Genomic DNA, 11196 nt, shown 5'->3' with positions numbered 1-11196 from the left:
GTCAGCGCGCTCCCTCCGGCCACAGCACCACGCGCACGGTCTGGAGCAGGATCAACAGGTCGAGGAAGGGCGAATAATTCTTCGCATAATAGAGATCATATTCGAGCTTGACCCGCGCATCCTCGACCGACGCGCCATAGGGATAGTTGATCTGCGCCCAACCGGTCAGCCCCGGCTTCACCATGTGCCGCTCGGCATAATAGGGCAGTTCGCGCGTCAGTTCCTCGACGAAGCTCGGCCGCTCTGGGCGCGGCCCGACGAAGCTCATTTCGCCCTTCAGCACGCACCAGGTCTGCGGCAGCTCGTCGATCCTGAGCTTGCGGATGATGTGCCCGACGCGGGTCACCCGCGGATCGTTGGCGCTCGCCCACACCGCTTTCCCCGCGGCCTCGGCATCGGTCCGCATCGAGCGGATCTTGACGATATTATAGGGCTCGCCGAACAGCCCGACGCGCGGCTGGCGATAGAAAATGGGCCCCTTGCTGTCGAGCTTCACCGCGATCCCCGCGATCAGGATCAGCGGCAGCCCGATCACCAGCACCGCCAGGCTCGCGGCGATGTCGAACAGGCGCTTGCTGACCTTCGCGATCCGCTGTCCGGCCGAAAAGCCGTCCGAAAAGATCAGGAAGCTAGGGTTGGTGGTCGCAAGGTCGACGCGCCCCGTCTCGCGCTCGAGGAAGCTCGCCATCTCGTTGACATGCACCCCGGTGGTCTTGACGCGCAGCAGGTCGGCGAGCGGCAGCGCGCCGCGCCGTTCCTCCATCGCCAGCACCACCTCGCCCGCGCCCAGCGCGACGGCATGGTCGGCGAGGCTTGGTACCGACGCGCGCGGAACCGCGCCCGACACGGCGTGCTCCGCCTTGGTCATCGCAACGAAACCGACGATGCCGAGCCCGCTCCCCGGCGCCTCGGCGAGCGCCGCGAGCCGCGCCGCGCGCGGCCCGGCGCCGAGCACGAGGATACGGCGGCGAAAGGCATCGGCCCCCGCGCTCTGCGTCAGCGCGAGCCGGATCAGCAGCAGCGCCGCGATCGCGAGCGCCATCGCATAGAGGCTGTTCGCGCGCCACAGGGTCGCATCAGGCAGCAGGAAGCCGACGACCGACAGGAAGATGACGCCGAGCGAGATCGCCGCGAGCAGCCGCGCGGTCGCGAACCCCATCGCGCGCAGCGCCTCGGTCCCGTACATGCCGACCGCCATCATCGCGAGCGAGTTGGAAAGCGCGAAGGTGACGACCGGCAACCAGCGCCCCGCGAGCGGCCCGGCATCGAACCCCGCCTGATGCGCATAGAGATGCCACGCCGCCTCCGCCGACACGAGCAGCGCGGCGAACTCGAACAGCGCGAGCCAGACGACCGCGTGCGGCACATAATGTTTGAACAACCTGAACATGAAGACTGGCGCGCCCTTTCCGGCGCCCGATCCTAATCGCGAGGCGTCAACTGTCGGTTAATTTTACACTTGGCTGGTGGGTTTAGCGCATGGCGCAAGAGGGGGCCTTCCTACGGCTTGCCGAGAACCGCCGCGATGAACGGTTCACCGGGATTGCTTTTGCAGGTTTCCACCACTTGCGAATATGTCGGAAGGTCGAGATTTTTCTTGAGCTTTCCTGTCTGGACGGAATTCGCAAAAAGCAGGCCCGTGATCAACAGCCAGCCCCGGTATTGTTCGGGTTTTTCTTCCGGGAAATTATTCTGGTGCCAGGCTGTATCAATCAGAAATTGGTCGCATCTCTTGTTCGTGAATTCATCCTTGCCGATGCTGTCCTTCCAAAAATAGGTCGGATAGACGGCTTTGACATCTATCGGCTTCCCGTCGCGGTCGGTGGCTGGCGAAAAGACGCTGCGATTCACGATATCCAGGCCGATCGCATCGAGCTCCGGCGACCGTGAAGAGACCTTCACAGTCACATTGTGAGCGCGGCCATCCTTCCCGATCACGATATCGAAAATTATCCCCCCCTGAATCCCCCGTTGATAGAGGCTCGTCAAATCGGGCTCCTCAGGTGCCGACGCCAGCTTCGGCAGAGTTCCACCGAGAGTTCTGATCTGGCAGCCGGTGTAGATGGGATCTCCGTTTGCCCCGATCTCCGGAGCCACCGGATCGCAAGGCTTGGTCGCAGACGGCGGCGCGGCGGTCGCCTTGGCCGGCGCCGTTTGCGCGCCGACAGGCGCTGCGAACAGCATCGCGACCGCAAATGCCAGCTGACCTTTCATCCCCGCCCCCAATTTCATCTTGTGACCGCCAATACAGACGCCGCTTGCTGAAGCAACGCCTCACCTCCACGATAGCGCGTGACCGCCGCCCCGCAACCCGATAGAGCCGCCCCATGACGCTGATGATCCAACCCGTCATCCTCTGCGGCGGCGCCGGGACGCGGCTCTGGCCCGAATCGCGCGGCGATCACGCCAAGCAGTTCCTGACCCTCGCCGGTCCCGACAGCCTGTTCCGCCAGACTGTCCGCCGCACGCCCGCGGGCGCCGATTTCCTGCCGCCGGTCGTCCTGTGCGGCGACGCGCATATCGCCGCGATCCGCGAGCAGATGGACGCGCGCGAGGCGGCGCTGCTCGTCGAGCCGATGCCGCGCGGCACCGCCGCAGCGATCGCGCTCGCGGTGGCGGCGGCCGACGCGGACACGCTGCTGCTCGTGATGCCGAGCGACCATGTCATCGCCGACATTCCCGCCTTTCACGCCGCGATCGCCAAGGGCGCGCGGCTCGCGCAGCACGACTGGCTCGTCACCTTCGGGGTCGCGCCCGACCGCCCCGAAACCGGCTTCGGCTATATCGCGAGCGGCGACGCGCTGGGCGACGACGGCTTCGCCGTCGCGCGCTTCGTCGAAAAGCCGCCGCTCGCCAAGGCCGAGGCGATGCTCGCGGCGGGCGGCTACAGCTGGAACGCCGGCATCTTCCTCTTTCGCGCCGGGCGGATGCGCGACGCGATGCTCACCCATTGCCGCGCGATCTTCGAGGCCGCCGACCGGGCGCTCGCCGCCGGCCAGCGCGACGGCGACGCGCTCCACGCCGACGCGATCCCGTTCGAACAGGCGCCGACCGATTCGATCGATTATGCGGTGATGGAAAAGGACGACCGCGTCGCCGTCGTGCCCGTCGCGATGGGCTGGTCCGACCTCGGAAGCTGGCACGCGGTCCACGCGCTCGCCGACAAGGACGCCGGCGGCAATGCGCTGGGCGGCGACGCGTTCGTCCATGACAGCCGCGGCAACCTCGTCCGCGCCGGCGGCAAGCGCGTGTCGCTCGTCGGGATGAACGATGTCGCGGTGATCGTCGACGGCGACGACATCCTCGTCATCCCCCTCGCCCGCGCCCAGGATGTCCGCGCCGCCGCCAAGGCGCGCGAATAGCCACCCTTCATTCCCTCAGCGCGCGGTCGATGCTATCCTCGCCGCGGGCGGCGAAGGAGGATGCGATGCGACTCTTCTCGGACGAGGACCGCGCAGGATTCGACCCTGCCGACCGGCGCGAACCGCGCACGCCGCTGCCGGTGCGGATGGTCGCCAGCGAGGAATATCTCCCGGTGCGCCAGACCGCGAAGCAGCGCGAGACCGAGTGCCGTCTCTACGCGCTTGCCGACGCGATCGCGCCGCGGCTGGGGATCAGCCGCCGCCGCTTCTTCCAGACCTCGGCGGGCGTGGCGGCCGCCTTCGTCGCGCTCAACGACAGCTTCGGCGCGATCTTCGATGCCGGCCGCGCCGAGGCGATGAGCCCGGAGACCGCCGACGCCCGCGCCGAGGCGCTGTCGGACGAGTTCGTGATGGACATGCACACCCATTTCCTGCGCGACGACACGCGGCTCGCCAATTTCGTCAAGCTGCGCGAATCGGTCGCCGCGGCAGGGTGGAATCCCCACCTGTCGAGCGCGGGCGCCCAGACGCTCGATGATCTGAAATTCGACAATTATTACAAGGAGATTTTTCTCGACAGCGATACCAAGATCGCGCTCATTTCATCGGCGCCATCGGAGATTGCCGAGGACTGGTTCCTCACCAACCGCCAGATGGCGGAAGCGCGCACAAAGGTGAATGCGGCGGCAGGCGGCCGCCGCCTGATGACCCACGCGATCATCACCCCCGGACGCCCCGGCTGGCTCGATGACCTCGACGCCGCGCTCGAACTCGATCCCGATTCGCTTAAGGGCTATACGGTCGGCGACAACACCCACAAGGATCTCGCGCGCTATCCCTGGCGGATGGACGATGAGGAGGTCTATCGCGGCTATGAGAAGGCCGCGAAGGCGGGCATCCGCAACATCTGCGTCCACAAGGGGCTGTGGGGGCGCGGCATGGACGCGCGCTTTCCGGGCCTTGCACGCCATGCGCGCGTCGACGATGTCGCGCAGGCGGCGAAGGACTGGCCGCAGCTCAACTTCATCATCTACCATGCCGCCTACCGGCTCGACGACGCCGATTGGGCGCTCGCCGAGTTCGACCGCACCGGCCGCATCGACTGGGTCACCGATCTCGCCGAAATCCCCGCAAGGCACGGGGTGACCAACGTCCATGCCGATCTCGGGCAGATTTTCGCGCAGACGCTGATCGCGCAGCCGCGCATCTGCGCGGCGATCATGGGACAGCTGGTGAAGGGATTGGGCGCGACGCGGGTCTGCTGGGGCACCGACGCGGTGTGGACCGGCTCGCCGCAATGGCAGATCGAGGGACTGCGCCGGCTCGAAATCCCCGAGGACATGCGCAAGGCGCACGGGTTCGAGCCGCTCGGCGCGGCCGACGGCGCCGTCAAGCGCGCGATCTTCGGCGGCAACAATGCGCGCCTCTATGGCATCGAGCCCCAAAGCGCCGCCGCGGCGGTCGGCGACGATCGCTTCAGCGCGCTTCGCCGCGACTATCGCGCCGCCGGCTCCACCCCGTCGAACCGACGCTATGGTTATGTCGATACCGGCAGAAGCTGATGCAGAAATTTCGCGATAGACGTTGCTAATGCGATTGACTCGCATTAGGAGCCCCCTCGAACAACAATCGAGCTCGAAGGGGGCCTTTCATGACAGCCGCGCGTTTCACCCTGTTGGTCTGCACCGCACTCGCAAGCGGTCAGTTGCTGGCCCAGGAAGCCGCATCGTCCGACGATCAGGGGCAGGATCAGGGCCAGATCGTCGTCACCGGCTTTGCGGGGACCAAGACCGACACCGCGCTGACCGAATTGCCGCAGCCGATCAAGGTCATCACTGCCGAGCAATATGAGGCGCAGGGCGCGATCAACATCAGCGACACGGTGAAATATGCCGCGGGGGTCCTAGCCAATCCCTATGGACGCGACACCCGCGTCGACGGCTTCAACGTGCGCGGCCTCGACGCCTTGCAGTTCCGCGACGGCATGCGCGACATTTTCTCCTATTATGCCAGCATCACGTCGGACCCCTACAACTTCTCCCGCGTGGAGATCGTGCGCGGCCCCGCCTCGGTGCTGTTCGGCCAGGGCTCGATCGGCGGTATCGTCAACCTCGTCAGCAAGACGCCCGACTTCACCACGCGCGGCGAAATCAACCTCGTCTATGGCAGCTATGACCGCAAGGAGGTGCTGGGCGACGTCAACCTCGCGCTTGCCGACAATCTCGCGGTGCGTTTCGTCGGCCGCGCGCGCGACGCCGACACCTTCGTCGACCATGTGCCCGACGACCGCGTGATGTTCGCGCCCTCGATCCGCTGGCAGCCGACGCCCGACACCGACGTCGTGCTGACCGGTCTCTATCAGGAGGACGACACCGGCTCGACCTCGCAATTCCTGCCGATCGTCGGCACCTTCAGGCCCAACACGGTCGCTGGCGAGCAGCTCGATCGCTACACCTTCGTCGGCAAGGCCGGCTGGGACCGCTATGCCGGCCGTTCGCTGCAGGGCGGCGGATCGATCACGCATCGTTTCTCGGACAATGTGAAGCTCAGCCTCAAGGCGCGCTATATCGACAGTGACCTCGAATATAACACCCATTATGCCGACAGCTATACGAACCCGCAGGATCCCTTCTCGGTCTACGGGACAGACGGCCGCACGATCGCCCTGATCGCGGACGCCAGCGATGCGCGGATGAACGTCTTCTCGACCGACAATAATGTCGAGTTCAATTTCGGCACCGGCGCCAATATCGAGCACAAGCTCCTCGTCGGCATCGACTATAGCTGGAACAAGGTGCAAAAACGCAGTGCCGGCGGCTTCGAGCTCGTAGACCTTTACGACATCGATTATGACGCGCTGCTGACCTACGACCCCGCCGGTCCCTTCACCACGGAAAGCCAGAAGCAGCTCGGCATCTATGTCCAGGACCAGATCCGCTTCTACGACCGCATCTCGGTCGTGCTCGGCGCTCGCCGCGACCGCGTCACCGGCTCGTCGGGCCAGAAGGACAATGCCACCACCTTCCGCGCCGGCATCATCGGGGAGATCGGCGCGGGCTTCTCGCCCTTCTTCAGCTATACCGAAAGCTTCCTGCCGGTCGCCGGCCGGATCGACAATGGCGACGGCACCTTCGGCGATCCCTATCGGCCGCAGACCGGCACACAATATGAAGCGGGCGTGAAGTGGCAGCCGACGCCGAACACGCTGGTCACCGCGACCGCCTTCAAGATCAGGGAACGCAACCGCGTCCTCTATCTCGCCGCCGGCGGCACCACCCAGTCGGGCGTGCTCAACACCAAGGGTTTCGAGATCGAGGCCAGCCACACGCTGCCCGGAAATTTCGAGCTGCTCGCCAATTACGGCTATGCGAAGCTCAAGTCCGAAACCAACACCAGCCTCGACTATATGCCGCGCCACACCGCGTCGCTCTGGTCGACCAAAACCTTCGGCCTTCCGGACGAAGCGCAGCTGCGTCTCGGCGCCGGCGTCGTCTACAGCGGCAAAAGCGTCTCGACCAGCCCGGTCTGGTCGATCGTCACGCCGTCGCGCACGACGATCGACGCGCTCGCCGAGATCAGCTGGGACAATTGGCGCTTCGCCGTCAACGCGACCAACCTTCTGGGCAAGCAATATTTCGCCTCCTGCCTCGCGCGCGGCGACTGTTTCATGGCCGCGCCGCGCAACGTGATGGCGACCGTCGGCTATCGCTTCCGGTGAACGGCGCCTCGCCCCTCGTCTGGGCCGGCGCAGTCGCCGCGATCCTCGGCGTGCTGCTGCTTCGCCGCGCCTGGGGCCTGCCCCGGCGCTCGGCGGCGCTGAACGGCGCGGCGTGGGCGCTGCTCCTCGTCGGCGCCGCGCTCGGCGTCGCCGGCAACGGCGCATGGGGCGCCGCGATGGTGTCGCTGTTTGGCATGGGAATGGCGGCGCTGCTCCTCGCGCAGGCCGCCGCGGCGTCGCGCCCGGGCAAGACGCGCGCCTCGGACCGCAAGGCGCACATGCTTCCCGCGAAGGGCGAACCGCGCCGCATCGGACGCCGCCTGTTGACCTTTCTCGTCACCATACCGCTCGCGATGCTCGTCTCGCTGCTCGCCGCGCTCGCCGCACGCTCGCTCGCGGGGCTCGGCGGCTGGGCGGAGGCCGACGGCAACGGCCTTACCCTGCTCTTGCTGCCGCTCCTCTGGGGCATCCTCGCCTTCGCGCTGCTGATGATGCCGCGGCGGCGCACGCAATTCGCCTGGCTGCTGCTCCCCGCGGCGGCGAGCCTCGGGCTGATCTGGATCGGAGGGGCGGCATGACGGGACCGGTCGACAAGGGGATGGTGCAGCGCGCCCTCTCGGCGCACGCCGCGATCGGGCTGCTCGCCTCGGCGCTTCTCTACCTCGTCTGCCTGACGGGCACGATCGTCGTCTTCTATCAGGAATGGCAGCGGATCGAGCAGCCGGCGGCGCCCGAAATGGCGCGCATCGCGCCGGGCGCGGTGCAAAGCGCGGTCGCCGCGGTCCTCGCGACCGAAGAGGGCAAGCCCGCGACGACGCACCTCTACGTCCACCTCCCGGTCCCCGACCTGCCGCGCGCCACGATCACGACCGACAGCCAGGCGGTGCACGTCGACCAGGCCGGCGCGATCGCGGGGCCCGAAGGCAACGCCTGGTCCGAATTCCTCCTCGCCGTCCACTACCGGCTCAACATCCCCGGCCTTGTCGGCCTGATCCTCGTCGGAATCCTGGGGGTGATGATCGTTGCGCTGTCGCTGTCGGGGGTGATCGCGCACCCGCGCATCTTCCGCGACGCCTTCCGCCTCCGCGCCCGCGACAAGGAAGGAGTCGGGCTCGCCGACTGGCACAACCGGCTGAGCGTCTGGTCGCTCCCCTTCGCGCTCGCGATCGCGCTGACGGGCGCGATGATCGGGCTCGGCACGATCGGCGCCTACGGCCTCGCGGCGAGCTTCTACAAGGGCGATGTCGAGGCGGCCTACGCCCCGATCTTCGGCGGCGAGGGCAAGCCCGACGCGCGCGCCGCTCCCATCGCCGACGTTGCGACGCCCCTCGCCTGGATCGCCGCCACCCATCCCGAGCTGCGCCCGACCTACATCATCCTCCACGACCCCGGCACGCGCGGCCAGCATGTCCAGCTCCTCGCCGAACATCCGCAGCGGCTGATCTACGGCGAAAGCTATAATTTCGACGCGAACGGGCGCTTCCTCGGCGCCGTGGGCCTCGCCGACGGCCATCTCGGGCAACAGATGGCCGCCTCGACCTACAATCTCCATTTCGGTAATTTCGGGGGACTGCCGGTCAAATTCGCCTATTTCGGGCTCGGCCTCGCACTCACCATCGTCGTCGCGACCGGCACCTCGATCTGGCTCGGCAAGCGCGCGCGCCGCGGCCTTCACGAACCGCGGCTGCGCAGCCTGTGGGACGCGGTGCTGTGGGGCGTGCCGCTCGCGCTGGCGCTGACCTTCCTCGCGCGATTGCTCGCCGGCAACGCCGCGCCGCTCACCGCGATCTTCTGGATACTCACCGCGCTGATCCTGCTGGCGGCGGCGATCCGCCCCGAACCGCGACCCAAGCGGCTTCTGCAAAGGCTTTTCATCGCCAGCCTGGTCGCCAGCCCGATCGCCGCGCTGGCGGGGTGAGGCGGGTCCACCGTTACTGATCCTCCCTGTCGCGCGGCGATGGGGAGGTGGCAGCCCGCAGGGCTGACGGAGGGGCAAAGCGTAGCGCTCGCATACGCTCGCAGCCCCTCCACCATCCTTCGGATGGTCCCCCTCCCCACGGCTGCGCCGCAGGGAGGATTATATGCCAACGCTCTCCCCGACACCCCGACCCCACATCGCGATTGCCGCCTCCCCGGTCCTGTGAAATGAACGTTCCCACGAGTGGGCGCAGGGGAGGATGATTCGGGTGAGCGGGGCAATCGGCAGCGACCGGCGTCTGTGGGCGTTCGCGATCGGCGTCGCGGCGGTGACCGTCGGCGTCCTTCTTCACCTGCCGATGTTCTGGATGGGCCGCGACATGGGGTTCCGCATGGCGGGCATGCCGATGGATCATGGCATGATCGCGGGCATGGGACTGATCGTCGCCGGGATCGGCATCGCCGCCTATGGCCTGCTCCCCAAGGGCCTGTCGGCGCAGATGGCAGCGGCGAGCGAGCTTGTCGTCGCCGCGCCCGAGGACGCGCCGCTGTCGCGCGCGCACTGGCGGCTGATGGCCGTTCTGGTCGTCGCGCTGGTCATCGACATCATGAAACCCGCGAGCCTCGGCTTCGTGATCCCGGGCATGATCGATGAATATGGCGTGCCGCGCGAAACCGTGTCGCTCGTCCCCTTCTTCGCGCTCGTCGGCACGGTCGTCGGCTCCTTCCTGTGGGGCGTCGTCGCTGACATCTATGGCCGCAAGGCGTCGATCATGCTGTCGGCGGTGATGTTCGTCGGCACCTCGATCTGCGGGGCGATGCCCTCGCTCGCGTGGAACGTCGGCATGTGCTTCCTGATGGGCGCGGCGGCGGGCGGAATGCTGCCCGTGACCTACGCGCTGCTCGCCGAGATGATGCCGAGCCGCCATCGCGGCTGGAGCCTCGTCCTCGTCGGCGGCCTCGGCGCGGTCGGCGGCTATGCCGCCGCGAGCCTGATGGCGGTCTGGCTCGAGCCGATCTTCAGCTGGCGCAGCCTGTGGCTCGCCAACCTGCCGAGCGGCCTTCTGCTGGTGCTTCTGGGCGCCTTCATCCCCGAATCGGCGAAATTCCTGGTCGCGCGCGGGCGGACGGCCGAGGCGCAGCGCGTGATGGACCGTTTCGGGTCGGGAGTGCGCCGCCTCGCTCCGGTCGAAGGTGCTCCGCCGCGAACGGCGGCCTCGGCGCCCGTCGGACGCGCTCAGACCGCCAAGCTGATCGCGCTCAGCCTCACCGCCATCTGCTGGGGTCTCGTCAATTTCGGGCTGTTGCTGTGGCTGCCGGTCGAGCTGGTCGCGCGCGGCTACAGCATGGAGGTATCGAGCCGGCTTCTCGCCGCCTCGGCGCTGATCGCGCTTCCCACGGTTTTTCTCGTCGCGTGGATCTACAGCGCGTGGAGCACCAAATATTCGGTGTTGGCGTCGATCGCGGTGACGCTGCTCGGGCTTGCGGGCGTCCTCTGGCTCGCGCTGACCCGCGGCGCCAGCCCGGTGCTGCCGGTCGCGCTGCTGATCGTCGGCAGCAACGGCATCATCGCGATGATCCTGCCCTATTGCGCCGAAAGCTTTCCCCTGCGCATCCGCGGCCGCGCGACCGGCTGGGTCGCGGCGTGCAGCAAGCTCGGCGGCGTCTTTGCCCAGGCGCTCGCGATCCTCGCGATCATCCCGACTCTCGCCGTCAGCGCGCTGATGATCGCCGTTCCGACCGCCCTGTCGCTGATCCTCGTCGCGCGCCACGGCCGCGAGACGCGCGGCAGCGACCTGCGCGACCTCGATCCCGAGGGGCATGTCTTCGACAAGGCGGGATTATAGGGCGGGATTATAGAGCCGCATGGCACCGCATGACCTCGCCCTTGCGGGAAGCGGAGCGACGAAGCAATCCAGAGCGGTTTGCGCCACTTCTGGATTGGCGATCATATGGATTGCCAATGCAAGCGAGGAGGTCTGTTATGGGGTGGAAAGCGGGTGTCGCTTTATGTTCCGTCCGGCGGATAGCGAATCGATCCGCGCCCCAGAAGCGGGACCGAGGATCAAGCCTGTCCTGAGTCTGTCGAAGGGTCCGGGGGTGACGGGGAAGGAAGCACGGCGCTGCGTGATTTTATTTCCTAGGTTGTCAAACTTGTCACTCCCCTCGGGTAAAATAATACCCGTGGGGAATTTTGGG

8 protein-coding genes are annotated in these 11196 nt (G+C 67.0%); 6 read left to right on the top strand and 2 right to left on the bottom strand.

All coding sequences use genetic code 11. The features are described from left to right. Window position 1: 1 nt before the first annotated feature. A complete protein-coding gene (locus CD928_RS01690; protein WP_095384023.1) occupies window positions 2-1390 on the bottom strand; it encodes a TIGR03013 family XrtA/PEP-CTERM system glycosyltransferase in 1389 nt (462 codons plus the stop codon). 110 nt (window positions 1391-1500) lie between these two features. Continuing rightward, the gene (locus CD928_RS01685; RefSeq protein WP_095384021.1) at window positions 1501-2232 is read right to left on the bottom strand and encodes an energy transducer TonB; all 732 of its coding nucleotides are present in this window, start codon (window positions 2230-2232) and stop codon (window positions 1501-1503) included. A gap of 95 nt (window positions 2233-2327) precedes the next feature. Here CD928_RS01685 and CD928_RS01680 point away from each other — a divergent pair, with 95 nt between their 5' ends. The 6 genes from CD928_RS01680 to CD928_RS01655 all read left to right on the top strand — a co-directional run bounded on the left by CD928_RS01680 (window position 2328) and on the right by CD928_RS01655 (window position 10844). Then, window positions 2328-3362, top strand: a complete 1035-nt coding sequence (locus CD928_RS01680) for a mannose-1-phosphate guanylyltransferase (RefSeq protein WP_095384018.1) — start codon at window positions 2328-2330, stop codon at window positions 3360-3362. A gap of 65 nt (window positions 3363-3427) precedes the next feature. Then, window positions 3428-4924 (top strand): amidohydrolase family protein, encoded by a 1497-nt coding sequence (locus CD928_RS01675; RefSeq protein ID WP_095385120.1) that lies wholly within the window; start codon window positions 3428-3430, stop codon window positions 4922-4924. Between the two features lie 89 nt (window positions 4925-5013). Then, window positions 5014-7080 (top strand): TonB-dependent siderophore receptor, encoded by a 2067-nt coding sequence (locus CD928_RS01670; protein WP_095384015.1) that lies wholly within the window; start codon window positions 5014-5016, stop codon window positions 7078-7080. Beyond that, window positions 7077-7658, top strand: coding sequence for a hypothetical protein (locus tag CD928_RS01665; RefSeq protein WP_095384012.1), 582 nt, complete (start codon window positions 7077-7079; stop codon window positions 7656-7658). Before CD928_RS01670 ends, CD928_RS01665 begins: the two co-directional genes overlap by 4 nt. Continuing rightward, window positions 7655-8998 carry a PepSY domain-containing protein gene (locus CD928_RS01660; RefSeq protein WP_095384009.1) on the top strand — a complete coding sequence of 448 codons (1344 nt, stop codon included), beginning with the start codon at window positions 7655-7657 and terminating at the stop codon, window positions 8996-8998. The genes CD928_RS01665 and CD928_RS01660 overlap by 4 nt, the downstream gene beginning before the upstream one ends. Before the next feature lie 268 nt (window positions 8999-9266). Continuing rightward, a complete protein-coding gene (locus CD928_RS01655) occupies window positions 9267-10844 on the top strand; it encodes an MFS transporter (protein ID WP_255247010.1) in 1578 nt (525 codons plus the stop codon). Window positions 10845-11196: the final 352 nt, after the last annotated feature.

Origin of the sequence: Sphingopyxis sp. GW247-27LB, from assembly GCF_002277025.1 — a bacterium.
In the GTDB taxonomy this organism is placed as follows: Bacteria; Pseudomonadota; Alphaproteobacteria; order Sphingomonadales; family Sphingomonadaceae; genus Sphingopyxis.
Note: the sequence above shows the minus strand (reverse complement) of the source record. Positions and strands in the feature narration are given on the sequence as shown.

Bases quoted from the DNA above. Each gene is read 5' to 3' on its own strand.
- CD928_RS01690 (WP_095384023.1), bottom strand. From the start codon at position 1,390: ATGTTCAGGTTGTTCAAACATTATGTGCCGCACGCGGTCGTCTGGCTC.
- CD928_RS01685 (WP_095384021.1), bottom strand. From the start codon at position 2,232: ATGAAATTGGGGGCGGGGATGAAAGGTCAGCTGGCATTTGCGGTCGCG.
- CD928_RS01680 (WP_095384018.1), top strand. From the start codon at position 2,328: ATGACGCTGATGATCCAACCCGTCATCCTCTGCGGCGGCGCCGGGACG.
- CD928_RS01675 (WP_095385120.1), top strand. From the start codon at position 3,428: ATGCGACTCTTCTCGGACGAGGACCGCGCAGGATTCGACCCTGCCGAC.
- CD928_RS01670 (WP_095384015.1), top strand. From the start codon at position 5,014: ATGACAGCCGCGCGTTTCACCCTGTTGGTCTGCACCGCACTCGCAAGC.
- CD928_RS01660 (WP_095384009.1), top strand. From the start codon at position 7,655: ATGACGGGACCGGTCGACAAGGGGATGGTGCAGCGCGCCCTCTCGGCG.